The organism is Ectobacillus ponti (assembly GCF_024294785.1).
GTDB classification, from domain to species: domain Bacteria; phylum Bacillota; class Bacilli; order Bacillales; family Bacillaceae_G; genus Ectobacillus; species Ectobacillus ponti.
Genome location: NZ_JANCLT010000006.1, coordinates 193,352 through 218,291, shown reverse-complemented (window position 1 = coordinate 218,291; position 24,940 = coordinate 193,352). Strand labels below are relative to the sequence as shown.

Below are 24,940 nucleotides of genomic sequence, written 5' to 3'. Positions count from 1 at the left end.
TTACATACTATCGTTCTTATCAAGAGAGGTGGAGGGTCTGGCCCGGTGAAGCCTCAGCAACCCCTGACAAGTCAGGAAGGTGCTACATCCTGCAGAGCAAATGCGGCTCTGAGAGATAAGAGGTTCCTATATGTACGCAGGCGGCCTCTTGTTGAAAAGAGGCCGTTTTTGTCTGCTTACCATATGGAGGTTACGTATCATGAAGAAAATCGGTTTAATCGGCGGCCTGAGCTGGGAATCCACTGTCCTGTACTATGAGCACATTAACACCCTTGCCCGCAAAGCATCTGCACACTGTGCCAAAATCATCCTGCACGGCATGGACTTTGCCGAGGTTACGCAGCTGACCCAACAGGGGTCTTATGATGTACTGCAGGAAAAGCTCATTGCGACTGCGCAAAAAATCGAGGCGTCCGGTGCTGATTGCATTCTTATGTGCTCCAATGCCGTCCATCAGTTCGCTGGTGCGGTACAGAGCTCTTTGTCAATTCCCCTTCTCCATATTGCTGATGCGGCAGCGGACAGCATGAATGCACATAGAATCCGTAAAGCCGGCGTCCTCGGCACAAAGCAGACGATGGAGCAGGACTTCTATCATGAACGCTTGGCCGCCCACGGCATTACCAGCCTCATTCCTTCTGCCGCCGACCGGGACGTACTGCAGCAGATCATCTTTCAGGAGCTGACGAAGGGCATTCTGTCATCTTCCTCTAAGCAGCACCTGCAGGATATCGCCGGGCGGCTGAAGGCTGACGGCGCAGAAGGAATCGTTCTCGGATGTACGGAGCTGCCGCTCCTGCTGGCCCAGGACGATGTGGATATTCCATTATTTAATACAACCTATCTGCATGCCGAGCAGGCGGTGCAGTTCGCTTTGGCTCCTGTGCCAATTTAACGACAAACGGGAAAATGGAGATTCTTATTCCATTTTCCCGATCAGCCGCAGCAGATGCTTCCGTGCCGTATCTGCACTATCCCTGTGAAATTGCTGCGTGTGCAAATAGTCTCTATCACATTGATCCCAATTTCGCGCCAAGTAATGCCCTTGCTGCAGATACTCCAAAAAAATGCCGCCAATCATCTCAATGTACCATTTCTCACATGTAAGCAAGTGACCTTTCACAATGGCCCGGTCGCGCTCATCCCAGCGCAAGATCCATCCCCCGCCCATCCGCAGCACCTCCGCTCTTTCTACAACATATGCAGAAAACAGCAGATGGAGACAGCTGCCTACCATTTTGAATGAATCGTTATAGATGGAACAGATTGCGGATTGGATACGCCCTGTTTTACATAGAGATAGACCAGCACAGTCAGGATGATCAGTACACCAAGCATAATATATACCGGCATATATTTTTTCCATTTACTCTTCCTTCTGAATGCAACAACCTTCCCCATGTATACCCCTTCTTTTCACTAAATATTCTGATAACATTATAACAAAAGAAGAAGATACATAGAAAGAAAACCTTCAGCCTGTATGCATTTGTACAGTGATCCATTCCTCACTTCGTGCCAAGAGCTGCTGCTTCAGCCCACCCATGGCATAGCGGCGCACTACATCCTTGTAGTTCCAGGTCACCATGCCTGATAGCAGCACCCGCCCTCCCTGCTTCAAATGGGACAAAATAAACGGACACAGGCTCTTCACCTCATCTCCGCCGATATTCGCAAATATCCAGTCGAACGCTTCATGCAGCCGGAATACAGGATCCAGTACATCTCCCTGCAGCACTTCAATACGGGACAGTTTGTTCAACCCGGCATTATACAGCACTTCCGCCCGCACATCCTCAATATCCACCGCCACAATCCGTCCAGCCCCCCGCAATGCCGCTGCAATGCTCAGCAGGCCGGCGCCCGTCCCAAGGTCCAGCACTCGCTTCCCGGTGAAATCCTCAGCCAAAATCACCCTCAGGCAATCCTGTGTTGTGCCATGGAGGCCGGAGCCAAAGGCACGTGGCGGCTCGAACAGAATGGTTTGCTCATGCGGGGCTTCACCGCAATCAGGCGGCTGAATGCGCCAACCGTTGCCTAGATCAATAACCGGAAAAGGCTGCTGCCAGCTTTGCTCCGGCACAAGCTGGCAGTCTACCGGCATATGCAGCAGCCCGGCAAGCCGCGCCTGCACCTGGTCCGGAACGGCAGTCTCTTCATAGATTTTCAGCAGCGCACTGCCGCTCCGGCATTCTGTAAATCCATACCCGTTATGATAGGAATACACTTCGATGGGCTGCTCATGGTACAAATGATAGAATCCGCTTGCTATCAGCATTTGCGTCATTTTCTCTGCTTTGGCGCACGGAATTGTGACTGAGAACTCATATAGCATACTGACTCCTCCTTTTCTCCACTATCCGCATTGTTGCCGGAAATGCACAACTACAAACAGCTCCTGCCAAAGCACATCTTTTTGCATTCTATTCCGCTGCAAGTCTGAAAAACGATCCGCCAAACAGACTAAGCACGCTTCCCCTCTATCTCTTTGTTGTTTTCTAAAAAGCTGTTGGGATTGGCCGATGGGCCTTAATTTCCTGGAAACCAGTTATTTTTGTAAAAACTGACGAGTATGCAGACCTTCTATAGTTGATATAGGGGATCATTCCCTTACAATCCACTTTTTCACCGCGTATCAGGGCAGTTTTTCACCTCTTTTATCGATCTTCATTGGAGAACCCGTCAAGCGTTCTCAAGGCTGCCAGCGAAACACGGCACACCCCCTTGCAAACTGGATAACTTTGCAGCGAATGAGCCTATTGTTCAATAAACTAAAAGGATAGGGCCGACTTAAGTCAACCCTATCCTTCACTTCATTCAATCTATTCAGCAGCCGTCCGGCCCGCAAGCCATGCCTTCGAGATCACCCAGACTGCTTTGCTTACGTGCTTCATCCCTGATAACCTGCTCCAGCAGCTCCTTCGAACGAACACCGGCCAATTTCGTTTCGCCGATGATGAAGGTTGGAACAGCTTGAATTTGCGCCTCATGCCAGGCATGCTGCAGGGCCTGCTCGTGCGCTTCCTTATAACGGCGCGTCTCCAGGGCCTCGCGGTACTCCGTCTCATGAAGCCCAAGCTCGCCTGCTAATTTCACCAGCACATCCACATCGCCAATGTCCTGCTCTTCCTGGAAAAAGGCGTGCAGCAGACGGTCGTTATAGGCAGTTCCCTTGCCTTGCTCCTTCGCATATTGATAGCCTTCAAATGCCAAGTGCGTGTAAGGCTGTGGTGAGACGCGGGGCAGTACAATTGGCACGCTCAGCTGCGCGGCCATCGGATAAACGGCCTGCTGCCATGTCCGCTGCAAATATTCACCTTCCGGGCGGAGTGTCTCGTTCGGGAACGGCCTCAGTTCATACGGCATCCACTCGACTTCCACATCTTTTCCCTTGATTGCTTCCTCCAACGGTCCCTTTGCCAAAAGGCAAAACGGGCATACATAGTCAGAGTATACTTTGATTTGTACTGTCATGACAGCAGCTCCTTTTCTCGATCATTACATGCGCATCTGCTGGAAGAAAGCAGCAAGATCCACATTCAATGCCGCGGCCAGCCGTTGGCCGCATTCCACATCTGCGCGGTAGAAATTACAAATTCCCAGCAGCTTCGTTCTCTCAGCCGCGCCGGCCAAATCCGCAGCGAGGCCGCTGATCAGCTGCGTACGCTCCTCTTCGGAAAGGCTGCGGTATTTTCCGCCCACCTCTTCAAAGTCATTTTCCTGCCACATGGAATTGTGGCTGGACTGATCCAGCCGCTTCAATGAATAGTAGTTTTCTGAAAAACTTGGCGCTCCTTGATTTGTTGTCAAATCTGACATGAAAGCTCCTCCTTTACATGATGATCCATCATGAGTATCTTTATTAGCGATCTCCAATACAAGTATTAGAGTTATTTCTTTTACAAAATAAGTATCTTTTTAAAATCATTATAAATAAAAACCATTGTGCTGACAACAAATTTGTTTACAGAAAAAAGCGCACTTGAGGGCTTCCTCTTCAGCCCCAAGTGCGCTTTTTTCTATTATCTGCTTCTCTTTCTCGTAGAGCTGCCGCGTTGCTCCGGTCTTGCCGCTCCCCGGCCTGCTTCCTGCCGGCCTCTTCCGCCTGGCGGTCTGCCTTCCTGTCTTCCACGGCTGTCTACACGTTCTGACGTCCGGCCTGCTTCCTGCCGGCCTCTTCCGCTTGATGGTCTGCCTTCCTGTCTTCCACGGCTGTCTACACGTTCTGACGTCCGGCCTGCTTCCTGCCGGCCTCTTCCGCTTGGCGGTCTGCCTTCCTGTCTTCCCCGGCCATCCGCACGTTCGGTTGATCTGCCGGCTCCCTGTCGGCCTCTTCCGCCCGGCTGTCTGCTCTCCGGCTTCCGGCTATCGGATCTGGCCGGTTTGTCAGTCCGCTCCCGGTAATCAGGCTTCTTTTCCATTTCCACCCGCGGCAGCTTCATCCCGATACCTGCCTCAATGTCACGCAGCTGTCCCATATCCTTGGCCGCCGCCAGCGTCACAGCCTTGCCGGCTCCGCCCGCCCGGCCTGTTCGGCCCGTGCGGTGAATATAGCTCTCGGCATCCTCCGGCATGTCATAATTGAATACATGGGTTACGCCCTCCACGTCGAGCCCGCGTGCCGCCACGTCCGTCGCCACCAAATATTGCAGGTCCGCTTTGCGGAACCGGTCCATAACCTTCTCCCGTTTTGCCTGCGACAGATCTCCATGCAGCTCTTCAGAATTATAGCCCAGGCTTATCAAGGCTTCATTCAGCTTATTGGCGCGGCGCTTTGTCCGGCAGAAAATGACGGCCAAGAACGGGCGCTCCTCATCCAGCAGCCTGCAAAGCAAGGCCTGCTTTTGCCGGTCCGTTGTCTCATAGACAATCTGTTCAATATCCTTTACAGTGATTTGCTCGGCTTTCACCCGCACACTGACTGGATTTTGCAGATACTTCTTTGCCAACGCCTGCACCTGCGGCGAGATCGTGGCGGAGAACAGCATGAGCTGCCGCTGTGGTGATACTTGGTGTAAAATGGCCTCCACGTCCGGCAAAAAGCCGATATGCAGCATCTGGTCCGCCTCATCCAGCACCAGCATGCTTGTCTCGTCAAGCTGCACCGTTTCCCGGCGCAGATGGTCCAGCAGCCGTCCCGGCGTTGCCACAATCAGATGCATTGTGCCGCGCAGCTTCTTCAGCTGCCGCTCCACATCCTGCCCGCCGTACACAGCCAATACATTCACATCAGATGTCTTCAGCTTGCGGGCCTCCTCTGTAATTTGCAGGGCAAGCTCCCGCGTCGGCGCAACGATGACGGCTTGTGTGTACGGCAGCTCCGGATTGATGCGCTGCAGAATGGGCAGCAGGAATGCCAAGGTTTTCCCTGTTCCCGTTTGTGCCTGGGCAATCACATCCCGCCCCTCCAGCAGCGGCGGAATCGCTTTTTCTTGAATCGGCGTCGGCTCTGTAATTCCGTTGCGCCGCAGTGCTGTCTGCAGCTGCTCATCGATTTGAAGATTCATAAAACTACTCATTAGATCCACTTCTTTCTCTTGTTAATATGTTCAGTATTTCCAAATTCCGCAAAAAAGGGCCGCTCCCAAACGGAACGACCCTCGTTCAAGCTTACAGTACCATCGCAGCAATCATGCCGAAGATGAGCACCGGGATATTATAGTGCAGGAAGGTTGGAATACATGTATCCCAAATATGATTGTGCTGCCCGTCCGCATTCAAGCCGGAGGTTGGACCGAGTGTACTGTCCGATGCGGGAGAACCGGCATCTCCAAGTGCGCCTGCCGCGCCAATGATGGCGATCGTCGCCATTTCACTGAATCCAAGTTGCATGCAAAGCGGGACAAAAATGGTTGTTAAAATTGGGACAGTTGAGAACGATGAACCAATTCCCATTGTAACAAGCAAGCCGATTGCCAGCATGAGAAAGGCAGCCAGCAGCTTGTTATCGCCAATCATATCCGCGCTTGCTTTTACCAAAGAGGCAACATCGCCCGTTTTGCGCAATACAGCGCCAAAGCCGGCAGCAGACAGCATGACAAAGCCGATGAAGGACATCATGCGCATGCCCTGCGTCAGCACCTGATCCGCTTCGCCGCGCTTGAGTGTTCCCGTCAACAACAGGACGGCCGTGCCTGTCAAGGCACCGAAAATCATGGACTCCGTCCACAATTGTACCGCAAGTGTCGCAACAATAGAAGCAATTGCTGTAATTAAGCTGAATGTTGTATAAGAGTTGGTTTCCATTGCTCCCTGTGCCGCCACATCTGTTGTCTTGTATTGGCGCGGCTTGCGATAGGAAAAGAATACAGCAAGCAACAGACCGGCCACCATACCGAGAGACGGAATCGTCATCGCTTCCGGAACCATGCTGACAGCAATGCTCATGCCGCTTTCCTTCATGTTCTTCTGGACAATTTCATGGAAGATGGCGCCAAACCCGGCCGGGAACCACATATATGGTGTAATCAGACCAAAGGTAATGATACTGGCTGTCAGGCGGCGGTCCACCTGCAGTTCATTCAAAATCTTCAGTAACGGCGGAATTAGAACCGGAATGAAAGCAATATGCACCGGAATGACATTCTGCGAGAAGCAGGACATGACCAGGATCATAAATAGAATCAGAACCTTTGAGTACATGTTTCTCTTGGTATCGCCATTTTTGCCGACAAGACGGATGGCGCCGTCAATCATGGCATCCGGCAGGCCGGTGCGGGACAGCGTCACCGCAAATGCTCCCAGCAAGGCATAGCTGAGGGCAATACTGGCGTTTGAGCCAAGTCCCTCCGTGAAAACGTTAATGGTATTTGTCAGGCCGAGGCCGCCAACGAGACCGCCCACAAGAGAGCCGATGACGAGCGCAAGCACGACATGTACCCGGAATAAGCTGAGCAGCAGCATGACTGCCACTGCAAGTACGACTGCATTCATATGTTGTTCCTCCTGTTATTCTAGTTGTCTATGGAATTGTTATTGCACACAATTAAAAAACCACTTTTACAAGCATCACCTCCTTTCCTGAAATACAAAAAAGCCATGCAGGCACAGAAATACCCACATGGCTTATGCTACGTGGGCAAACAGGAACAGCCCTGCATTGCCCACGAAAAATCGCGAGAACGCAAGGCCTAGAAATGATGATGTACAGTTGTCAGTTGTCGGATGGAAAGCTGGATCATCATAATCACCTTTTGATTCGAAAGATATATCCACTGTAGCATCCTATTTTTCTGCCGTCAAATGTAATATTATTCCGAAATATTATAAACGGCACACCATATCAATGTGCGGAATGCCGTCATCCAGGTACGGGTCTGTAATGGCGCCAAATCCAAGTGATTCATAGAAGCCTCTTAAATACTCCTGCGCTTGAATTTTGACTGTTTCCTCCTGCAGAACATCGCGGATGAAGGCCATCGCCTGCAGCATCAGCTCGCGGGCCAAGCCTTCACCGCGGTACTCCTGCTTCACCAGCACCCGGCCGATGGAGGCTCTCGTGTAACGCGTTCCAGCCGGCAGAATGCGGGCGTAGGCAACAACTTGTCCATTCTCCTTGCCCAGCAAGTGGCAGGCAGGCAAATCGTAGCCATCCACTTCCAAATATGCACAATTCTGTTCTACTACGAACACCTGCGTCCGTTCCCGCAGCATGTCGTATACTTCCATGGCAGTCAGCTCCGCAAAGCTTTTCATTTCCCAATTCATTACCTTCACTCCCAAGGCTTCTTTGTTGTCAAGAAGGCAGCCAGATCCTTGCTGTGCTGCTTCCGCTCCTTCCGTATCCGGGTCCGGTCCGGTGCTGTCTGGTGCAGGTACTTTTCCTCGTCTGTTTCCGGAGCAACTCCCGGCACTGCAACCGGCTTGCCGTTGTCGTCCAATGCGACAAAGGTCAAGAAGGCCGTCGCCGCCACTTTCCGGTCCCCTGTCAGCAGGTTTTCCGCAGTCACCTTCACGAATACCTCCATGGAGGTTCGGCCCGTATAGGTCACATACGATTCCAGACAAACCGAATCCTCCTGCGTGATCGGCTGCAGGAAGTCCACGGAATCTGTTGATGCGGTCACCGTCATGCGGCGGGAATGCCGCGCTGCTGAAATGGATGCAATATCATCAATCAGGCTCATCAGCTTGCCGCCAAACAAGGTTTGGTGGTTGTTCATGTCATTCGGGAATACCCGGCTTGTCTTTATGACTCTGCTTTCATTGCAAGTTCTTTGATCCATAGTAATCTCCTTATACTTGTTTTATGTACGGTAAGCGGTATAATGATTCACATACAATTCTTGTACAGTTTATCCCTACAGGAGGACAGAATCAATATGAGCAAAGCAAAATATGAACTGGCGACCTTTGCCGGAGGCTGCTTCTGGTGCATGGTGAAGCCGTTTGACGAGCAGCCCGGCATCCAAAGCGTCATTTCCGGCTATATGGGAGGCCATGTGGACAACCCGGCGTATGAGCAGGTCAAAACAGGCACAACCGGCCATTATGAGGTGGTCCAGATTACCTTTGACCCGGAAGTATTCCCATACAAGAGACTGCTGGATTTGTACTGGCCGCAGACAGACCCGACGGATGACGGCGGCCAATTTTTTGACCGCGGCCCGCAATACCGCACAGCCATCTTCTATCATACACCGGAGCAGAGGGAGCTGGCTGAGAAGTCCAAGCAGCAGCTCGCTGACAGCGGCCTGTTCAAGAAGCCGATTGTAACCGAAATTCTTCCGGCAGCTGTATTTTACCCAGCAGAGGAATATCACCAGCATTTTTACAAAAAAAAACCGGATGCCTACGCGCGGGAACGTGTAGAATCCGGACGTGATGCCTTTATTCAGGGAAATTGGAACAAGTAAAAAGGCGGGGCTGCATGCCTCCGCCTTTTCTCCGTTTATTGAGCAGCTATCTTTCGCGGCTGCTTCGCATAGCGGTCTTCAATCTTCTTCTCAATGCGTGCGAGCGCTGCTGTATCCTTCAGGATTTCCTGCTTCATTTCGTTGGTCAGCTCGCGCAAGGAAAGCTTGCGTTTCTTCATGACTGCGTCCTCCTTAGTTACATCATATAAAAAGACCTCTCCACGGCGGCAAAGGTCTGAAAAAGACAATACACCTTTACCAGTTCGGTAAAGGTCTCGCTAACAACATACAGTTGCCAACAAAGCCGGGAATGGATCCGTAATGACGACTTTGCTGTAAAAGCTACTCCCCTTTAGGAGATCGTATGCACCCTATTATAAGTTCTATGGAACTTTCGGTCAACCTTAAAAATTCTGGAAATCCAAATTTACAAACAATACGAAAAATGGGAAGAACCGGGGATGAACTGGCCCCCGGCTCTTCTATCACACCCCGCGATGCCCCACAATCGGATGCGGCACATACGGCTCTTCCAAGAAAGCCATTTCCCCTGCTGTCAGCTTTACTGAGAACGCTGCCGCCGCAGCCTCCAGATGGGACAGCTTTGTCGCGCCGACAATCGGCGCAGTGACCGGATGCTTATGCAGCAGCCATGCCAGCGCGATTTGTACACGCGGCACACCATGCTGCTCCGCCAGCGCTGCCACACGCTCGACTACAAGGCGGTCAGCGTCAGCCGTTGCATCATACTTGCCCTTTTGTACCTGGTCTGTTTCAGAACGGAGCGTTGTCTCGGACCAGTCGCGTGTCAGACGGCCGGATGCAAGCGGGCTGTACGGAATGACACCGATGCCTTCCTCCTTGCACAGCGGCATCATTTCGCGCTCTTCCTCACGGTATAGAAGATTATAGTGATTCTGCATGGACACAAACTTCGTCCAGCCGTGCTTCTCAGCAACGTGCTGCGCCTTCATGAAGCGCCAGGCAGGCATGGCGGACGCGCCGATATAGCGCGCTTTTCCGTATTTTACGATATCGTGCAGCGCCTCCATTGTTTCTTCAATCGGCGTATCATAATCCCAGCGGTGGATTTGGTACAGATCTACGTAATCTGTGCCAAGACGCTGCAGGCTTTGGTCAATTTCGTGCATAATGGCCTTGCGGGACAAGCCGCCGCCGTTCGGCCCCTTCTTCATGGGGAAATATACCTTCGTCGCGATGACCACCTCATCCCGGCTCACATAGTCCTTCAGTGCGCGGCCCAGAAACTCCTCGCTTGTGCCGTCGGAGTACACATTGGCCGTATCGAAAAAGTTGATGCCCAGATCCAGTGCCTTCTTGATAACCGGACGGCTGTGCTCTTCATCCAGTACCCACGGATGAATCCAGCGCGCCGCATCGCCGAAGCCCATGCAGCCCAAGCAAATACGTGACACATCCAATCCTGTCTTGCCAAGCTTGACGTATTCCACTCCCTTTTTACCCCCTTAGCTTTTGTGCTGTCTCCAAGACAGCTGCGCCGTTGCACACACCGTAGTGCGCCGGATGAATAAAGTCGACCGGAACTCCCTTTTCCTTTCCAAGCTCCCGCAGCTCCGTCAGCAATTAGCGCACCTGCGGCCCAAGCAGCAAAACATCTGCTTCATCCATGTGCCTTTTCACCGAACCGGCTGATACAGCCTGGATGCGGCAGGGAAAACCTTGCTCAGTTGCCGCCTTCTCCATCTTTGTCACAAGCAGGCTCGTCGACATGCCTCCTGCACAGCAGAGTAGAATATTCATATGAATCCCCCTGGGCTATTTCAAAATGCCAAGCATCTCCAGTCCGTGTGCAATGCCATCCTCTGCCACATCCTTTGTTACATAGCGCGCCGCATGCTTCACGGCTTCCGGCGCATTGCCCATCGCCACGCTCGTTTCTACAAATCGCAGCATCTCCACATCATTCAGCCCATCGCCAAAAGCGACGACCTGCTCCGGAGCGAAGCCGAGATGGCGTATGACTGCGTCCAATCCCGCAGCCTTTGAGCCTTCAGCTGGCAGCACATCCATTGATTTCTCATGCCAACGGACAAACCGCAGCGCCGGAAACGTACCGTCATACGCATGCTCCTCATCATCCGTGCAAAACAACAGCGATTGATAAATTTCCCGGTCCTGAAAGAACGAAGGATGATACTCCGGATAGCGTTCCGCCTTCAGCGAGCTGATGCTCTCCCGCACGTAGGCATGGTCTTCCACATTCATTTTCATATGCTCCGCATCCATATATACAAGCGGATGCCGCCTACCTTCCGCAAAGCGGACAAGTGAAGCAAATACTTCGGCCGGAAGCGGATTCCTCCGCACAATCATTCCCTTCACGACAGCATATTGCCCATTGAAGGTAACGTATGTATCAATGCCGAGCTCGCGCCGCAGCGGCTCGAACATGAACGGTGCGCGGCCGGTGGCAATCGCCACCTCATGCCCCGCCTCCTGCAGCTGCCGCACCGCCTGCTTGGCGGAGGAAGGCAACTGCTTTTCCTCATCTAATAATGTGCCGTCAATATCAAAGAAAATGAGCCGTCTCATTCGCGCACCAGCTTCTCTGCACCAAGACGTTCATGCAGCGCAACAATCTCCGCAGCCAACTCCTTCACTGTCATCGCGTTCATGAGATGGTCCTGCGCATGGACCATCAACAGGGAAATCTCGCTTTTCTCGCCGCGGATTTCACCTTGAATGAGCTGCGTCTGGATTGTATGCGCCTCGCCGAGGTCGCGCGCAGCCTGCTGAAGCTTTTCCTGCGCCAGCATGAAATCGCCGGCCCGGGCCGCCGCCATTGCTTCCATTGCCGAACTGCGGCCATTGCCGCCGTGCAGAATGATCTGGAAAACAAGCTGTTCTACATTCTCCATGTCCCGGCCTCCCCTACAGCTCTGCGCCGTTTGTCGTAATCACTTTTTCGTACCAATAATAGCTGTCCTTCTTGATGCGGCGCAAATCATGCCCGCCCTCTTCATGCTGATTCACATACACAAAGCCATATCGCTTCTGGAAGCCGTTCAGCCAGCTCAACAAATCCGTAAATGACCATGTGCAATAGCCCAGCATTTCCACGCCGTCTGTAATGGCATCCTGCACAGCCTCAAGATGCGCACGCAGGTAGGCAATGCGGTAGTCGTCATGCACAGCTCCATCCTCCAGCTTATCATACTCGCCCAGTCCATTCTCACTGATCAGGATTGGCAGACCGTACCGGCTGGTGATGCGGCGCAGACCGATGCGCAGCCCGGCCGGGTCAATCTCCCAATCCCAGTTCGTCGCTTCGAGATTCGGATTGCGGACCGTTTTGAATACGCCCGGAATGCCGGTGTCCTGAGACGTTCCCTTTTTGCCGGATGTATTGAAATGGCCTTCAGACACGCCGTTTGGCAGATTTTTTTCGTATGTTGTTGTCCGATAGTAGTTGACGCCCATAAAATCAGGCTTGCCGGATGCCAAGAGCTCCCAATCGCCGGCTTCAACCTTCGGTGCAAGACCTTTTTCCGTCAGGTAGTTCCAGGCTGCAGCCGGATATTTGCCCCATGCATATACATCCATCCACCAATGGGAGTTGAACTCCTCCGCGTTCTCCGCTGTGAGCACATCCTCCGGCTTGGAGGATGCAGGATATGCCGGGCTGTATGCAAAGCTCGGGCCGATTTTCCCATTCGGCACATATTGGCGGAATGCTGCGATGGCACTTGCATTCGCCAAATTGGCATGGTGGTTCACCTGATAAAACAGCTTCTCATCCTTCACCCCGGGCGGATGCAGTGCCAGCTTATAGCCAAGGCCGGTGAATATGTTCTGCTCATTCAGACTGACCCAATATTTTACCCGGCCGCCATAGCGTTTGAACAGCGTTACGCTGTAGCTGGTGAAATCCTCAACGATACGGCGGGATTCCCAGCCGCCGTACTCTTCCTGCAGCGCCTGCGGCAGATCCCAGTGGTAGATGGTCAAAATCGGTTCAATTTTATATTGTAACAGTTCATCAATGAGTCGGTCATAGAACGCCAGCCCCTTCTCATTGACTTCACCGCGGCCATTTGGAAAGATACGTGCCCAGGCGATAGAGAAGCGGTACGCCTTCAGCCCCATTTCTGCCATCAGCCGTACATCCTCTTCCATCCGGTGATAATGGTCAACTGCCACATCGCCCGTTGTGCCCTTGAACGTCACTCCCGGCTGGCGGACAAACACATCCCAGTTCGATAAGCCCTTCCCATCTTCATTCCATGCGCCCTCCACCTGATAGGCTGCAGAGGCGGACCCCCACAGGAAGCCCGCAGGAAATGATTTTCTCGCAGAATGAATCATGCATATACCTCCTCAAGCTGTTCATCTAATAATGCCAGTACTTCCTCTGGTGTCGCCTTTGCCAGAATTTCCTCCCGCAGCTGCTGCAGCTGCAGCTGTGACAATCCGCGCAGCGCACTGCGGGTTGGCAGAATAGAGGCTGCGCTCATGCTGAATTCATCAAGGCCGAGTGCCAGGAGAATGGGCAGGGCCTGCAGGTCGCCCGCCATTTCACCGCACATGCCGACCCATTTCCCTTGGGCGTGCGCCGCTTGAATGACCCCGTCAATAAGCCGCAGGAGTGCCGGATTGAATGGCTGATACAGGTGCGCCACTTGTTCATTCATACGGTCTGCCGCCATTGTATATTGAATCAAATCGTTCGTGCCGATGCTGAAAAAGTCGACTTCCTTCGCAAACTGGTCAGCAAGAAGCGCCGCAGCCGGAATTTCAATCATGATGCCAAGCTCAATCGCTTCTGACACAGCATGGCCTGACGCCTGCAGCTTCGCTTTTTCCTCTGCTACAATTTCCTTCGCTGCGCGGAATTCCTGCAGCGTCGCAATCATCGGGAACATAATTTTCAAATTGCCTGACACGCTCGCACGCAGCAGCGCCCGAATTTGTGTACGGAAGATATCAGTCTCCGCCAGACAAAGCCGAATGGCCCGGAAGCCGAGGAATGGATTCAATTCCTTCGGCAGCTGCAGATATGGAAGCTCCTTGTCGCCGCCGATATCAAGCGTACGCACGACAACCGGCTTGCCGCCCATCCCCTCCAGTACGGCCCGATAAGCCTGCAGCTGCTCTTCCTCCGTCGGCAGCGCATTTCTTCCCATATACAGGAACTCCGTACGGAACAGGCCGACGCCCTCAGCGCCATTTACCAATGCTCCTGCCACATCATCCGGCGTGCCAATATTCGCCGCCAGCTCCACTGTATGCCCATCCGCCGTCACCGACGGCTCCTGCACAAGCTTCCGCCATTGTTCCTGTTGCTGCTGTTGCATCAATTGCTTATCATTATAGGCAACCAGCTGCTCCTCATCCGGCTGCACAAGAACCATGCCGTCATTGCCGTCCAGAATGATCATCTCACCGTCCTGAACCTGTCTGGTAATGTCCTTTGTGCCGACAATTGCCGGGATACCGAGGGACCTTGCCATAATGGCAGAATGCGACGTGCGCCCCCCGATGTTCGTTGTGAAGCCCTTTACATAGCGTCGATCCATCTGTGCCGTTTCCGAAGGAGTCAGGTCCTCAGCCACAATGACGACCTCCTCCTGCAGCAGACTTAAATCCGGCAGCTTTACTTGTAACAGCTGCGCCAGCACCCGCTGCGTCACATCCTCAATATCAGCTGCCCGTTCCTTCATATAGTCATTGTCCATTTGGGCAAACAGAGAAATATAGAAATCAGCTGTTTCCGCCAGTGCGTATTCCGCATTGACACCTTCGCTTTCCACCTTCGCCTGCACTGCTCCGATAAGCTCAGGATCACTGAGGACAAGCACATGCGCTTCAAAAATAGCAGCCTTGTCGGCGCCAAGCCGAGCTTCAGTCTGGAGGCGGATTTCCTCTAATTCAGCCTTTGCCGCTGCTAATGCCCGCTCAAGCCGCTGTAATTCCGCTTTTGTATCTGCAACCGTTTGTCTCTCCACCTGCAGCTCCGGCATCTCAAGCAGATATGCCTTTGCAATTGCAATGCCAGGTGACGCCGCAATGCCCGCCACCGTTCTCATGCGCAAATTCCTGCTGTCTGCAGCACCTGTGTCAATGCAGCCAGCGCCGCCTCTTCATCCACGCCTAAAGCTGTAATTGTAATTTCCGCCCCCGTCGGCACACCCATTGCCATAACGCCCATAATGGATTTCAGATTCACCTGCTTGCCATTGTAAGCAATCTGCAGTTCACTTTGAAACTTGCTTGCCTGATTCACCAGCACCGCTGCCGGACGTGCATGAAGACCCGCCTGATCTTTTACTGTAAATACTTTCTCTGCCACAATAAGCACCCCTATTCATCAATTATATGCTTCCACTGTAGCAAGAAAGCGATTACAGCTACACACAACCTTCTTCCGTTGCTTAACGGAAGCATTTAATCCACTGAAACCATACCGTAAAAAAAGAGAATGCTCCTGCATCCCCTCTACTTTACAAACACTCTCGTAAACTCTTTATAGGTTTTACATTTTACCAACTGCTGCACAAGAGCGGCATCGTCCACCGCGCGGCCTAGCAGCTTGTACATATTTTGCAGATCTGCCTTGCTGTTGCGTTCCACGTTCAGGAGGCAGACAAACTGTACTTGCTTGTCCTTCCAAAGAATTGGCTTCTGCAGCGTGCAAACTGCCCAGAAGGTTTCATCCGTCTGCGGTGCCATCGGATGCGGAATGGCAACAAGATTGCCGAACGAAGTAGGAGAAAATCGTTCCCGTTCAAGCACCGAAGCAAGATACTGATCATCGACAAGTCCAAGTGCCTGCAGCTTGTCTGCTAAAAACTGCAGTACTTCCTCTCTAGATTCAAGCTTCTGCTGAAGAAAGACCAGCTCCTCGCGCGTATACTGCAAATCCGCCTGCTCCTCACGCAACGCCTGCTCCACCTTCGCCAAGTCCCCGCTCCCCAGAATCGTATTCACTGTAATCACCGGAATGGGCAGCGGCTGTGAGATCGGAATGGTACTAATCAAAAAATCTAACGTATCAAACGGTATTTGCGATAGCCTATAATATTCCGTTGTCCCAATAATGTCCAAGTTCCGGCCGAAGGTTGCCTGCAGCTTATAGTACACAAGCCGGGCACTGCCGATGCCGGATGCACACACAATCATGCAACGCTTTGGCGCATGCTGCAGCTTGCTGCGTTCCATTGCCGCGCCGAAATGCAGTGCAAGGTAGCCAATTTCATTTTCCTCCACATGCAGCCCTGTCTCCTGCTCCAACACAAGGCCGGCAAGCACTGCGGTCTCAAAAGCAACCGGATAGTTCGCCTTAATAGCGTCAAGCATCGGATTACGCAGATTCATGCCATAACGGTAGCGATTCATTGCGGGCTTCAAATGCAAGCACAAACCCACTATGAGCTCACGGTCATGGGCAATGTCAAGCTGCAGCTTCTCCTCAATCACCGCCAGCACCTTCTCCACCAGCTGAAAAATGCCTGTGCCAATAAGCTGATGCAGCTCCTCCTCCGGCAAATCCGTATCTGAAATCAGCTTCGTTCCAAGCAGATGAATGGCAATATAGGCAATTTCCGTCTGCGGAAACTCGACTGCCAACAATCGTTCAATTTCTGAAATAATGAGGGTCGCCACAGCATATTCCGCCTGCTCCGTGATTTGCTTCAGCTCCTGCGGATACAGCGTCACATGATTGCCGTCATGGATGCGTTTGCAAGCAATCGCAATATGAATGACAAGGTTATTCAGCCCAACGTCGGACAGGGTGATATTGTACTCGCGGATGTGTGCCATAATACTGCTGCGAATGCTATCCATTTGCTGTTCAGGCAGAATGCGCAGCATCGCCTGTTCCCCCGGCTGCTTTCTGTTGAACAGATGCTCCGACATACAGAAGCGGAGCCGCACCTCCTCACCCTTCACCCGCAGACCATAGTTTGGCCGCTTCTCAAGCACAATGCTGTACGCCTGCAGCAGCCGCTTTACATCGCGCAAGTCATTCTGCACCGTTGATCTGCTGATATACAGTTCATCAGCCAGGTCTTCCAGCTTCACATATCCATCTGCCAAAAGCAGCCGCTGCAGCAAATATTGCAGCCGTTCCTCCGGAGCATCCGGCACCGCCTGCGGCTCCTGCTCCTGAAACACATGCTGCACCCATCGGTGGAACTGCTGGTCATCCGTAATTTGCAGCGCATAGCCTGTTCCGCGAATCGATTGCAGCGCCGCTCCGTTCTTACGGAGCAGGCAATCCAGTTCCTTCAGGTCATTGCGCGCCGTCCTTGATGTTACCTGGTTCAAAGCTGCCAAATACTCGCTTGTAATCACTGTTGAGGCAGCCTTCGCTGCCATCAGCTCACGTAATGCCACCATAATCCGGGCACTCAGCATCGAAATCCCTCCCCTTATGTGCTATCGCCGTAAAAAGCTTTGTACGATTTGAAGAGTTTGCACAAGCACCGCCCGCGGCGGGATGCTATGCTCCGGACCAATTAGATGGCCCCGGGCAGCCATCCGCTGTCCAACGCTTAAGAACACATTCGCGATGGTTGATACAAGCAGCTGCGTATCTCCCTCATAATGAAGCGACCCATCCGTAATCCCCTCAGCCAGTGGAACCGGCAGCTTGCCTTCTCCATTCAAAAATGTACGATATGCTTCCTCCAACTGTGCATTCGGATATGTATTGCGATAATAGTGATCGAATAGTCCCATAAACCGCAGGCTGTGAGGATGCGTATCATAAAACCACAATGCCCCCTCAAAAAATAAATCCAGTTTGTCTGCGCCTGTTCTCCCCGCCAGCATCCACTCCCGCAGCAGCACATTCATCTCCCGAATCACTTTCATTTGCACCTCAAAGGCAATCTCATGGATGGATTTAAAATATTTATACAGCGTAACGCGGCTAATGCCTGCCCTCGCCACAATATCCGTCATTGTCACATTGGCTAAATCTCTCTCCAAAAACAATGCCAGCGCGCTCTCAATCAACTGCTGCCGCCGACTGCTTCTGTGCTCTGCTAAGGATTGCTTCCACGTTTCATCCATCTGCTTGCTCCCATCGAAAGAAATTACATATTGTAAAGATAGGTTTACACATTGTTAACTGATGAAAGCGTAGCATGCCCGTCATTTTCAGTCAATTTCCAAATAGGAAATTTCTTATAATTTTCACAAATATTCGAAATATATCATTTTCCTTCAATCCTAGCGCAGAAGCATTTCTTTCTCCATACAGGATTTTTCCGTTTTCAGCCGGAAACAGCTGTGTCTCGAAGCCGCCTGTCCCTGCCATATTTAGGCATTAAAAAGAAGCACCTCCTCAGGACGTGCCTCTCTCCTAATGCTATGCCCGCACAAGCAAGCGCTCCATCCCGCGGCTGCACATTCCGATAAATGTGCCAAGGAAGCAGACAAACACGAGACTGCCAAAACCGACCGGACCGCCAATCATAGATGCAAGCAGCAGACCTGTCCCCTCCAAAATCGTACGGGAAACCCCCAGCTTCAGACCAAAGCACTGCCCGATCGCCAGCATCGTCCCGTCATATGGCATGGCCGGGAACTTGGACTGCAAATACAAGCCGACGCCAATCCCAATCAGCACGACACCAAGCAGGAACAGCAGCCAGCGTGACATAAGCGGCAAACCTGCAAACACTGCATGCTTCAGCAGCCCCTTGTTGCACAGGTCCAAAATAAAGCCCCACAGCAAAATTGTGATGGCTGACTCAAACACCGGCCTCTTCTTCAGTAAGGCGCTATTAAGCAGCATAAATAGAATTTGTCCAACAATGACGCAAGTCCCAAGAGACAGCCCCGCCTTCTCCGCTGCCTCTATGTAAAATGCATCCCACGGGCCGGCGCCGATATTCGACCGGATGACAATTGAGACACCCGTGCAGGCAATGAACATACCGAGCGCGTAGTAGATAACTTTTTGTAGCATGCCTTCACCCCCTGCCTCATTGTACCAGCAAGGGCAAGCAATTTACATACAGTTTTTTTCCTCATGCCAACGGAAACAGGCATGAGCCTGCCTATTGCCTTTGCCCGCATAAAGAGCCGCAGCAAAAGCCATTTTTCCATCAAATAGACCGCCATTGAAGCCCTTGATGATACGATGGGATCCATGGCGGTCTTGCCGTTCTCTTTATGGATTGGTGGACCACATGCCGGCAGTCTTGATGAAGATGCGCGGATTCATCTTCAGCTGCGCCACCATGAATTCAGCAAGATCCTCAGGCTGCATCACCTTTTCCGGATTGCCGTCTGTCAGCTTGTTCTCCACTGCCAGTTCTGTTGCGACGGTGCTTGGCGCCAGCGCGCTTACACGGATATTGTACTTTCTCGCTTCCATCATCAGAGATTCGGTCAAGCCAAATACCGCAAACTTGGACGCACTGTAAGCGCTTGTTGCCGCTGCGGCGCGCTGGCCTGCAGAGGAAGAGATGTTGATGATATCGCCTGTTTTGCGCTCCATCATTTCAGGCAGCACCGCACGAGTTGTATAGTACACACCCATGAGGTTTACTTGAATAATTCTTTCCCACTCAGATGGGTCCAGCTCCATGAAGCCGCCGAATTTCGCAATGCCAGCGTTGTTGATGAGAATATCGATTGGACCCAGGTCCTCACGAATATGCGCCACAGCATCCTGTACCGCTTCCAGGTTGGACACGTCCGCTACTGCCGCAGATACATTCACATCATACTGCTCCAGTTCATTTGCCACCTTCTCAAGGTTTGCCATGGTTGTCCCAATTAAACCAATGTTGACACCTTCCTTTGCCAGTGCAATGGCAGCCGCACGGCCAATCCCTTTGCCCGCTCCGGTGATAATCGCTGTTTTTCCTTGTAGAGATTCCATCATCTTCACACCTTTCCTTATGTATTATGCCATAACAAGTTCAGATTATAGAGAAGTGGTATGTAAAAAGCAAATATTGTGATTTACTCTATTTTCACAGAAAAAGCCGCCCAAAAAAAGGGCGGCTTCTATCATTACGCCGATAAACGATCTTGTTCAGACTGAGATTGCACATGGTTCTTCTTTACCTGGCCATAGAACAGGATACCGCTCAGCAGCAGCAGCATACCGAACGCAAATGTCTTCAGGTCCGCTGTTCCGGCTATGATTACCCATGTAGAGTAGATTGTGGACAGAGCAGCCACGATGCCATCTGCCACACGCCCCTTGCCGTTCTCATACGTTTCACCTGTGAACACCAGCTTTAGCTGGAACACAGAAGAAATGAAGTAAGGAATCAAATAAGACAGTGTTGCCACGACAATAATAAAATCAAATGCCTTGGAAATGGAGTTGGACACTGTCGAGAAAATGAACAGCTGTCCAAGAACGTTTGTCACAGTCAAAGAGAAAACTGGCAGGCCCTTTTTGTTTTCCTTCATAAATGCCGGAATGAACAAGCCCTGCTTGGCAGCCTGATATGGAACCTCGGCACTCAGCATCACCCAGCCCATGGTAGAGCCCAGCAAGCTGATCAAACCGATGCCAGCCAGCAGCTTGCCGCCAATTGGGCCAAGCACTGTTTGGATCGCATCAATCAATGGCTTTTCAGACTTCATCAATGTGTTTTGATCCAGCATGCCCATGACAAGCGTACTGATGCCGATGTAAAGGGCCAATGCAATAAACAGACCAAGCATGGTAGCACGCTTTACATCTACTTGATTTTTCGCACGCGACGCAAATACAACTGCAGATTCTACGCCGATGAACGCCCAAAGCGTTGCGACTGCCGCATTTTTCACCTGTCCGAACAAGCCGATGGTTGCACCGCCATCGCCTGCTTTGTCAGCAACGAATGGCACGAGGTTAGACGACTGGAACGCGAATAGTCCAATGACAATAAATAGGAAAAAGCCGATGACCTTTGCCGCAGTTGCTGCGAAGTTCAGTTTGCCGGCATTCTCAAGCCCGCGCAAGATAATAAAATGTGTCGCCCATAGCAAAGCTGTACAGACTACAAACGTCACAGCATTGCCGACCTTTAGTGTGAACGAGCCGACTGTAAACAGTGCAGCTTGGTTTGTCATAACCGGGAAGAAGGTAGAAAGATACCCTGCAAAAGTTGTGACAATGGCTATGTTTCCTGCCAGGTTCCCGATCCAGTAGCCCCAAGAAGCCATAAAACCGGACAGCAGAGATGCCTTAGAGCCTGGCTTAAACAATTCTTTCGCATAAATTTGCGGTCCGCCTGTCAAATTCGGCTTGCGCAGCGCCAGATTGCCGAATACAAGTGCTGTCATTAATACACCAAACCCTGTCAAGAGCCATGCGCCCATGACGCCTGCCGGGCTTGCCGCCTCCGCCAAAGAACGCGGCAGCATGAAAATACCGGAACCGACCATGTTTCCGACAACGAGCGCTGTCAAAATCCACAGGCCGAGCTTATTACCGTTGCTCATTGTTTGTTCTCCTCCCAAGAATTCCCCCGCTCAAAATAGAGGGTATGTCTGCTGCTTTCGTGTCAACAACACAAAAAACACACCTTAGCTGAGGGTGTGAGGACAAACTCCACCGCACCAGATCAAAGGATAGTTCATCATAGCAAGCAACTATGACAGTCCTGCACCTGTTCGGATACAGTCCCAGCTGCCGCAACCAGAGCATGGCGGCGCTTCGGCGATGCTTCCTTTCCCTTGCTTTCATCAAGCTCTCTGACTCTCCGGCAAGATACTCTTAAGCCTCGCGACCTCTACCTCACCTTGAGCCGATGAGGAAGTTATTATTTCATTATATGTATACAGCATACCGACAAAATATGCACATGTCAATATAGAACTATATGGCATTTGTCGTATTTTGTTGAAGCTATTTCCTATACGAATGGATCGAATGAAAATTCACTGTACTATCCGGTGATTCTTACAGCTTATTGCTATTCCACTAAAAGAATCCTCACGCAGGATGCTGGACATCTCTCCAAGAAACGCCTACGACTAAATCATATATAAAGATAACAACTCCCCTTCCCGGACACGAAGTCTCTCCGGCTTTGCATAAGTGCATAAAGGCTGCATAAGGCCTCTGTACACTCTCTTCCTGCGTCCCAATGATTTTCACTGAAAGCGCCGCAGCTGCTCCAGCCTGTTTTCCGCACGCAAAATCCTTTCCTGCCGATCTCCAAACAAGTCAAAATGAGGATACTCGGAGCGCCGGTGAATGAAGCGCGCCTCCAGCCCATGCTGTTCGCCCCATTTCGCCAGCTTGTCCAGATTTGCACAGCCGACCTTCGTCACCGTCCGCATCTCCGGAAAATGTTCATCCACCCAATAATGCGTCAAAAAGGCGATTTCCCCGGACTTCACCCGCTGCTTCCATTCCTGCAATTCCTCCCGTTTAATGCCAAATGCCATGCTCTCATTCCTTTCTGCTGCTTGCGATTCCTTCTTCTTCCCAGTATAGTACTTGCATACACAAACTGCACGTTACGGGGAGATGTATTCCATGATGTACCATGTCACCTACCTATCCGGCGGATTCCGTGTGAAGGGATATCTTTGCCTGCCAAACGGCTTCTCGCTGCCGGTTTCGTTTTTAGAGCAACACCTGCAAAGGCTTTACGGAGTGAGCCTCACTGTCATCCCGCTGACATGCCCGCTGCCGCAGGCAACTGAGGACATCCGCTCTCTTCAGCTGCCGGCCTTCCTTTACTGCCGGGGCGGCATCAATCGTGTCGGCCGGGTCAAGCCGGATTGGGTTGCCCAGTTTGCCAATCAGGGCTTTGTTGTCTTTGCGCCGGCCTATCGCGGCAATGAAGGCGGCGAGGGGCGGGATGAGTTTGGGGGAGCGGAAAATGAGGATGTGCGGGAGGCATACCGCTTTCTAAGCAGCCTGCCGTTTGTGGATGAAAACCAGATTTCCATTATGGGATTTTCACGCGGGGCTGTCAATGCAGCGCAGACGGCTGTACAGATCCCCGCTATCCACAAGCTCGTGCTTTGGGGCGGTGTATCTGACTTGGCGCAGACCTATGAAGAGCGTATGGACCTGCGCCGGATGCTGAAGCGGGTTGTCGGCGGCACCCCCGCAAAAGTGCCGGAAGCTTACCAGGCCCGCTCCCCCATCCATCTGGCGGGGCAAGTCACCTGTCCGGTGCTGATCATGCATGGTACAGAAGATGTGCAGGTTGACTTCAGCCATGGCCTGAATATGTATCGAAGCCTGCAGGAGCTGGGCGCAGACGTTATCATGCATACATATGAAGGCTATGGTCACCACCTCCCCGCACCGATCCATGCGGAAGCTATTCAGCGTATGATGGATTGGGTGCGCTAGTCTTATGCTTTTTCAGAACGAGAGAGGGGAGTTCATTCACGGATTTATACATCTTGCGAATGAACTCCACTTTCAGTTCTTCCTCCCGCTTGTCCACTGTATAATGATGGTAAAGCATTGTAATAAGGAGGCTGCCCTTGAAAGCGATGCAGTTTGTCTTATTGTATATCATCACTTCTGTTATTTACGGCATTTACAAAGCACTGTTTGTCGCCGTACATTTGCAGTTTGGATTATCTCTTCCCTATGAAGCTCTCCTGCAGGCGGCAGGCTTTTTGCTCTTCCTATTCTTCTCATTCTCGGCAGCCTATGCTTATCAAAAGCGGCTTGCCCATGCATGCACCCTTCTTCTCTTTTCCCTGCTTTGGACCTCCGACACCCTTTGGCTGTGGACATACCTTCATGTGCTTTCTTAATATACCAAACCACCGAAAGGATTATGGAGATGAAAGACATTTTGCTGCAGTATATGACCCGTTTCACCTCCCTCAGCAAGGAGGAACAGCAAGCGGTTGCTGATGAACTGCCAATCCGTGAATATAAAAAGGGAGACCTCCTTCTGCAACAAGGAGACATGACAGCTGTGAAATGCTATTTCGTGCTGAAGGGATGTGTGAGGCAATACTTTATTGATGAGTCAGGCAAAGAAATTACCGTTCAATTTTTTACCGAGAAGCAAGCCATCCTCATCTCAAATGAACAAAAGCAGGAAGCACCGGCTGCATACTCTTTTATATGTATGGAGGATTCCGTGTTGCTTGTCGGCAGCACGGATTCAGAGAGAACCATGTACAAGAAATACCCGCAGCTGGAGACTATGGTCCGTAAAATGATGGAAATCAGCATGGGCGAAATGCTGGATGAGCATGCGATATTTATCAGTTCCTCCCCGGAGGAACGCTATAAAGCCCTATTGCAGAACCGGCCTCAGCTCATCAGCCGTGTCCCGCAGCACCAGTTGGCAAGCTATCTCGGCGTGACGCCCGAGTCGTTGAGCAGAATTAAGAAAAGACTAAGCAAGGATACCTAGCAGTCAACCGCTTTTCGGAAGCTTCCCGCCCCTGAGCAGCAGCCATATGCCAAGGCTGAATTCACCCAGAGACATCGGGACACTCAGAATGGCTTCAAGCATACTGATGGCCTTGTTGAATTGCGGCAAAAAGGCATAACCGGAATGAATGATGGTATAGCCTGCCGCCGCAATCAACAAAAGAATACCGATGACCTTCGGGACAGCCTCTGTTTTGAAGGCCATGAAGCCTATAATCAGCAAGTGGCCGCCAAACACAATCAAGCCGACGGACCACATCAGATGAAAATTTTTTAGAAAAAGGGCTGTCAATGCCTGAAGCTGCTCAAGGTTGAACGAAGAGAAGCCGCCCGCTTTGCCGGCCAATGCGGCTGCAAACATCAGGTTCATAATTGCCGCTCCCAGTATCCCGGCGTATACAAGACGCAGCCATGCACCCAGCAGGGACAACTGCCAATGAATGGGCTTGAAAAAGATATACAAGCCCCAAGCCGCCACAATATCACAGATTAAGGTGATCAGCCAGCCAGCTATCCCCGCACGAAACAGGCCGGGTGATGCCTGAAGATTATGAAACGTCGCTCCCTTATCCCCCTCAATCACAAGGCTTCCCCAAACAAAGCCATAGGAAAAAAAGGCTGCAAGAGCCATAATCATCAGCACTGTACCCGCTGCCAGCGCAGCCTTCCGTTGATACATCATATACAATCCCCCTGTTCACCATGTTTCCTTCAGTGT

General features: G+C 51.7%; 28 protein-coding genes, 1 pseudogene and 2 riboswitches. Of the genes and pseudogenes, 5 read left to right on the top strand and 24 right to left on the bottom strand.

Going from position 1 to position 24,940, the window contains the following annotated elements:
- Positions 1-13: 13 nt before the first annotated feature.
- Positions 14-122, top strand: a riboswitch (SAM riboswitch).
- A gap of 77 nt (positions 123-199) precedes the next feature.
- Positions 200-895 carry an aspartate/glutamate racemase family protein gene (locus NK662_RS13475; protein ID WP_254759460.1) on the top strand — a complete coding sequence of 232 codons (696 nt, stop codon included), beginning with the start codon at positions 200-202 and terminating at the stop codon, positions 893-895.
- Positions 896-919: 24 nt separating this feature from the next.
- On the opposite strand, the gene NK662_RS13470 is transcribed toward NK662_RS13475, so the two are convergent.
- The 9 genes from NK662_RS13470 to NK662_RS13430 all read right to left on the bottom strand — a co-directional run bounded on the left by NK662_RS13470 (position 920) and on the right by NK662_RS13430 (position 8,225).
- Positions 920-1,171: a hypothetical protein gene (locus tag NK662_RS13470; protein ID WP_254759459.1), complete on the bottom strand. Its 252-nt coding sequence runs from the start codon at positions 1,169-1,171 to the stop codon at positions 920-922.
- A gap of 59 nt (positions 1,172-1,230) precedes the next feature.
- On the bottom strand, positions 1,231-1,401 hold the full coding sequence (locus tag NK662_RS13465) for a hypothetical protein (protein WP_254759458.1): 171 nt from the start codon (positions 1,399-1,401) through the stop codon (positions 1,231-1,233).
- Positions 1,402-1,474: 73 nt separating this feature from the next.
- The gene (locus NK662_RS13460) at positions 1,475-2,335 is read right to left on the bottom strand and encodes a 50S ribosomal protein L11 methyltransferase (protein ID WP_254759457.1); all 861 of its coding nucleotides are present in this window, start codon (positions 2,333-2,335) and stop codon (positions 1,475-1,477) included.
- A gap of 491 nt (positions 2,336-2,826) precedes the next feature.
- Positions 2,827-3,474 (bottom strand): DsbA family oxidoreductase, encoded by a 648-nt coding sequence (locus tag NK662_RS13455; protein ID WP_254759456.1) that lies wholly within the window; start codon positions 3,472-3,474, stop codon positions 2,827-2,829.
- A gap of 24 nt (positions 3,475-3,498) precedes the next feature.
- The gene (locus tag NK662_RS13450; RefSeq protein WP_254759455.1) at positions 3,499-3,819 is read right to left on the bottom strand and encodes a catalase-related domain-containing protein; all 321 of its coding nucleotides are present in this window, start codon (positions 3,817-3,819) and stop codon (positions 3,499-3,501) included.
- A gap of 203 nt (positions 3,820-4,022) precedes the next feature.
- The gene (locus NK662_RS13445; RefSeq protein WP_254759454.1) at positions 4,023-5,507 is read right to left on the bottom strand and encodes a DEAD/DEAH box helicase; all 1,485 of its coding nucleotides are present in this window, start codon (positions 5,505-5,507) and stop codon (positions 4,023-4,025) included.
- A 103-nt stretch (positions 5,508-5,610) separates the two neighbouring features.
- The gene (locus NK662_RS13440; protein ID WP_254759453.1) at positions 5,611-6,933 is read right to left on the bottom strand and encodes a Na+/H+ antiporter family protein; all 1,323 of its coding nucleotides are present in this window, start codon (positions 6,931-6,933) and stop codon (positions 5,611-5,613) included.
- Positions 6,934-7,263: 330 nt separating this feature from the next.
- Positions 7,264-7,707 carry a GNAT family N-acetyltransferase gene (locus NK662_RS13435; protein ID WP_254759452.1) on the bottom strand — a complete coding sequence of 148 codons (444 nt, stop codon included), beginning with the start codon at positions 7,705-7,707 and terminating at the stop codon, positions 7,264-7,266.
- Between the two features lie 5 nt (positions 7,708-7,712).
- Positions 7,713-8,225: an acyl-CoA thioesterase gene (locus NK662_RS13430; protein WP_254759451.1), complete on the bottom strand. Its 513-nt coding sequence runs from the start codon at positions 8,223-8,225 to the stop codon at positions 7,713-7,715.
- A gap of 96 nt (positions 8,226-8,321) precedes the next feature.
- Between NK662_RS13430 and msrA the strand changes: the two genes are divergently transcribed.
- On the top strand, positions 8,322-8,855 hold the full coding sequence (msrA, locus tag NK662_RS13425; protein WP_254759450.1) for a peptide-methionine (S)-S-oxide reductase MsrA: 534 nt from the start codon (positions 8,322-8,324) through the stop codon (positions 8,853-8,855).
- A gap of 35 nt (positions 8,856-8,890) precedes the next feature.
- Here msrA and NK662_RS13420 read toward each other — a convergent pair whose 3' ends face one another.
- The 14 genes and pseudogenes from NK662_RS13420 to NK662_RS13355 all read right to left on the bottom strand — a co-directional run bounded on the left by NK662_RS13420 (position 8,891) and on the right by NK662_RS13355 (position 22,250).
- The gene (locus tag NK662_RS13420; protein ID WP_254759449.1) at positions 8,891-9,034 is read right to left on the bottom strand and encodes an FbpB family small basic protein; all 144 of its coding nucleotides are present in this window, start codon (positions 9,032-9,034) and stop codon (positions 8,891-8,893) included.
- Positions 9,035-9,340: 306 nt separating this feature from the next.
- The gene (locus NK662_RS13415; RefSeq protein WP_254759448.1) at positions 9,341-10,327 is read right to left on the bottom strand and encodes an aldo/keto reductase; all 987 of its coding nucleotides are present in this window, start codon (positions 10,325-10,327) and stop codon (positions 9,341-9,343) included.
- Between the two features lie 7 nt (positions 10,328-10,334).
- A pseudogene (locus NK662_RS13410) lies at positions 10,335-10,637 on the bottom strand (PTS sugar transporter subunit IIB).
- A 15-nt stretch (positions 10,638-10,652) separates the two neighbouring features.
- The gene (locus NK662_RS13405; RefSeq protein WP_254759447.1) at positions 10,653-11,429 is read right to left on the bottom strand and encodes a Cof-type HAD-IIB family hydrolase; all 777 of its coding nucleotides are present in this window, start codon (positions 11,427-11,429) and stop codon (positions 10,653-10,655) included.
- Positions 11,426-11,755: a PTS lactose/cellobiose transporter subunit IIA gene (locus NK662_RS13400; RefSeq protein ID WP_254759446.1), complete on the bottom strand. Its 330-nt coding sequence runs from the start codon at positions 11,753-11,755 to the stop codon at positions 11,426-11,428. The genes NK662_RS13405 and NK662_RS13400 overlap by 4 nt, the downstream gene beginning before the upstream one ends.
- A 13-nt stretch (positions 11,756-11,768) precedes the next feature.
- Complete coding sequence (locus tag NK662_RS13395; RefSeq protein WP_254759445.1) at positions 11,769-13,202, bottom strand: glycoside hydrolase family 1 protein; 1,434 nt, start codon at positions 13,200-13,202, stop codon at positions 11,769-11,771.
- Entirely contained in the window at positions 13,199-14,923 is a 1,725-nt protein-coding gene (ptsP, locus tag NK662_RS13390; RefSeq protein WP_254759444.1) for a phosphoenolpyruvate--protein phosphotransferase, read from the bottom strand. Before ptsP ends, NK662_RS13395 begins: the two co-directional genes overlap by 4 nt.
- Positions 14,920-15,186 carry a phosphocarrier protein HPr gene (locus NK662_RS13385; RefSeq protein WP_254759443.1) on the bottom strand — a complete coding sequence of 89 codons (267 nt, stop codon included), beginning with the start codon at positions 15,184-15,186 and terminating at the stop codon, positions 14,920-14,922. Before NK662_RS13385 ends, ptsP begins: the two co-directional genes overlap by 4 nt.
- Positions 15,187-15,332: 146 nt before the next feature.
- Positions 15,333-17,255, bottom strand: a complete 1,923-nt coding sequence (locus tag NK662_RS13380) for a BglG family transcription antiterminator (protein ID WP_254759442.1) — start codon at positions 17,253-17,255, stop codon at positions 15,333-15,335.
- 21 nt (positions 17,256-17,276) lie between these two features.
- Positions 17,277-17,915 (bottom strand): TetR/AcrR family transcriptional regulator, encoded by a 639-nt coding sequence (locus NK662_RS13375; protein ID WP_254759441.1) that lies wholly within the window; start codon positions 17,913-17,915, stop codon positions 17,277-17,279.
- A 298-nt stretch (positions 17,916-18,213) separates the two neighbouring features.
- Entirely contained in the window at positions 18,214-18,816 is a 603-nt protein-coding gene (locus NK662_RS13370; RefSeq protein WP_254759440.1) for a YczE/YyaS/YitT family protein, read from the bottom strand.
- A gap of 204 nt (positions 18,817-19,020) precedes the next feature.
- Positions 19,021-19,737 (bottom strand): 3-ketoacyl-ACP reductase, encoded by a 717-nt coding sequence (locus tag NK662_RS13365; protein WP_254759524.1) that lies wholly within the window; start codon positions 19,735-19,737, stop codon positions 19,021-19,023.
- Positions 19,738-19,871: 134 nt separating this feature from the next.
- Entirely contained in the window at positions 19,872-21,299 is a 1,428-nt protein-coding gene (locus tag NK662_RS13360; RefSeq protein ID WP_254759439.1) for an amino acid permease, read from the bottom strand.
- Positions 21,300-21,421: 122 nt separating this feature from the next.
- Positions 21,422-21,600: riboswitch (Lysine riboswitch) on the bottom strand.
- 353 nt (positions 21,601-21,953) lie between these two features.
- Positions 21,954-22,250 carry a hypothetical protein gene (locus NK662_RS13355; RefSeq protein WP_254759438.1) on the bottom strand — a complete coding sequence of 99 codons (297 nt, stop codon included), beginning with the start codon at positions 22,248-22,250 and terminating at the stop codon, positions 21,954-21,956.
- Between the two features lie 91 nt (positions 22,251-22,341).
- Between NK662_RS13355 and NK662_RS13350 the strand changes: the two genes are divergently transcribed.
- The 3 genes from NK662_RS13350 (at position 22,342) to NK662_RS13340 (ending at position 24,202) form a co-directional block, all read left to right on the top strand.
- The gene (locus NK662_RS13350; RefSeq protein ID WP_254759437.1) at positions 22,342-23,172 is read left to right on the top strand and encodes an alpha/beta hydrolase family protein; all 831 of its coding nucleotides are present in this window, start codon (positions 22,342-22,344) and stop codon (positions 23,170-23,172) included.
- Positions 23,173-23,309: 137 nt separating this feature from the next.
- Positions 23,310-23,588, top strand: a complete 279-nt coding sequence (locus tag NK662_RS13345) for a hypothetical protein (protein ID WP_254759436.1) — start codon at positions 23,310-23,312, stop codon at positions 23,586-23,588.
- A 29-nt stretch (positions 23,589-23,617) separates the two neighbouring features.
- Positions 23,618-24,202 (top strand): Crp/Fnr family transcriptional regulator, encoded by a 585-nt coding sequence (locus tag NK662_RS13340; protein ID WP_254759435.1) that lies wholly within the window; start codon positions 23,618-23,620, stop codon positions 24,200-24,202.
- Between the two features lie 3 nt (positions 24,203-24,205).
- On the opposite strand, the gene NK662_RS13335 is transcribed toward NK662_RS13340, so the two are convergent.
- Positions 24,206-24,901 carry a DUF4386 domain-containing protein gene (locus NK662_RS13335; RefSeq protein WP_254759523.1) on the bottom strand — a complete coding sequence of 232 codons (696 nt, stop codon included), beginning with the start codon at positions 24,899-24,901 and terminating at the stop codon, positions 24,206-24,208.
- Positions 24,902-24,940: the final 39 nt, after the last annotated feature.

Coding starts and splice junctions, on each gene's coding strand:
- NK662_RS13365 (WP_254759524.1), bottom strand. CDS start 19,737: ATGGAATCTCTACAAGGAAAAACAGCGATTATCACCGGAGCGGGCAAA.
- NK662_RS13340 (WP_254759435.1), top strand. CDS start 23,618: ATGAAAGACATTTTGCTGCAGTATATGACCCGTTTCACCTCCCTCAGC.
- ptsP (WP_254759444.1), bottom strand. CDS start 14,923: ATGAGAACGGTGGCGGGCATTGCGGCGTCACCTGGCATTGCAATTGCA.
- NK662_RS13460 (WP_254759457.1), bottom strand. CDS start 2,335: ATGCTATATGAGTTCTCAGTCACAATTCCGTGCGCCAAAGCAGAGAAA.
- NK662_RS13375 (WP_254759441.1), bottom strand. CDS start 17,915: ATGGATGAAACGTGGAAGCAATCCTTAGCAGAGCACAGAAGCAGTCGG.
- NK662_RS13405 (WP_254759447.1), bottom strand. CDS start 11,429: ATGAGACGGCTCATTTTCTTTGATATTGACGGCACATTATTAGATGAG.
- msrA (WP_254759450.1), top strand. CDS start 8,322: ATGAGCAAAGCAAAATATGAACTGGCGACCTTTGCCGGAGGCTGCTTC.
- NK662_RS13360 (WP_254759439.1), bottom strand. CDS start 21,299: ATGAGCAACGGTAATAAGCTCGGCCTGTGGATTTTGACAGCGCTCGTT.
- NK662_RS13470 (WP_254759459.1), bottom strand. CDS start 1,171: ATGGGCGGGGGATGGATCTTGCGCTGGGATGAGCGCGACCGGGCCATT.
- NK662_RS13370 (WP_254759440.1), bottom strand. CDS start 18,816: ATGCTACAAAAAGTTATCTACTACGCGCTCGGTATGTTCATTGCCTGC.
- NK662_RS13400 (WP_254759446.1), bottom strand. CDS start 11,755: ATGGAGAATGTAGAACAGCTTGTTTTCCAGATCATTCTGCACGGCGGC.
- NK662_RS13445 (WP_254759454.1), bottom strand. CDS start 5,507: ATGAATCTTCAAATCGATGAGCAGCTGCAGACAGCACTGCGGCGCAAC.
- NK662_RS13335 (WP_254759523.1), bottom strand. CDS start 24,901: ATGTATCAACGGAAGGCTGCGCTGGCAGCGGGTACAGTGCTGATGATT.
- NK662_RS13475 (WP_254759460.1), top strand. CDS start 200: ATGAAGAAAATCGGTTTAATCGGCGGCCTGAGCTGGGAATCCACTGTC.
- NK662_RS13395 (WP_254759445.1), bottom strand. CDS start 13,202: ATGATTCATTCTGCGAGAAAATCATTTCCTGCGGGCTTCCTGTGGGGG.
- NK662_RS13350 (WP_254759437.1), top strand. CDS start 22,342: ATGATGTACCATGTCACCTACCTATCCGGCGGATTCCGTGTGAAGGGA.
- NK662_RS13355 (WP_254759438.1), bottom strand. CDS start 22,250: ATGGCATTTGGCATTAAACGGGAGGAATTGCAGGAATGGAAGCAGCGG.
- NK662_RS13420 (WP_254759449.1), bottom strand. CDS start 9,034: ATGAAGAAACGCAAGCTTTCCTTGCGCGAGCTGACCAACGAAATGAAG.
- NK662_RS13430 (WP_254759451.1), bottom strand. CDS start 8,225: ATGGATCAAAGAACTTGCAATGAAAGCAGAGTCATAAAGACAAGCCGG.
- NK662_RS13435 (WP_254759452.1), bottom strand. CDS start 7,707: ATGAATTGGGAAATGAAAAGCTTTGCGGAGCTGACTGCCATGGAAGTA.
- NK662_RS13465 (WP_254759458.1), bottom strand. CDS start 1,401: ATGGGGAAGGTTGTTGCATTCAGAAGGAAGAGTAAATGGAAAAAATAT.
- NK662_RS13450 (WP_254759455.1), bottom strand. CDS start 3,819: ATGTCAGATTTGACAACAAATCAAGGAGCGCCAAGTTTTTCAGAAAAC.
- NK662_RS13380 (WP_254759442.1), bottom strand. CDS start 17,255: ATGCTGAGTGCCCGGATTATGGTGGCATTACGTGAGCTGATGGCAGCG.
- NK662_RS13440 (WP_254759453.1), bottom strand. CDS start 6,933: ATGAATGCAGTCGTACTTGCAGTGGCAGTCATGCTGCTGCTCAGCTTA.
- NK662_RS13455 (WP_254759456.1), bottom strand. CDS start 3,474: ATGACAGTACAAATCAAAGTATACTCTGACTATGTATGCCCGTTTTGC.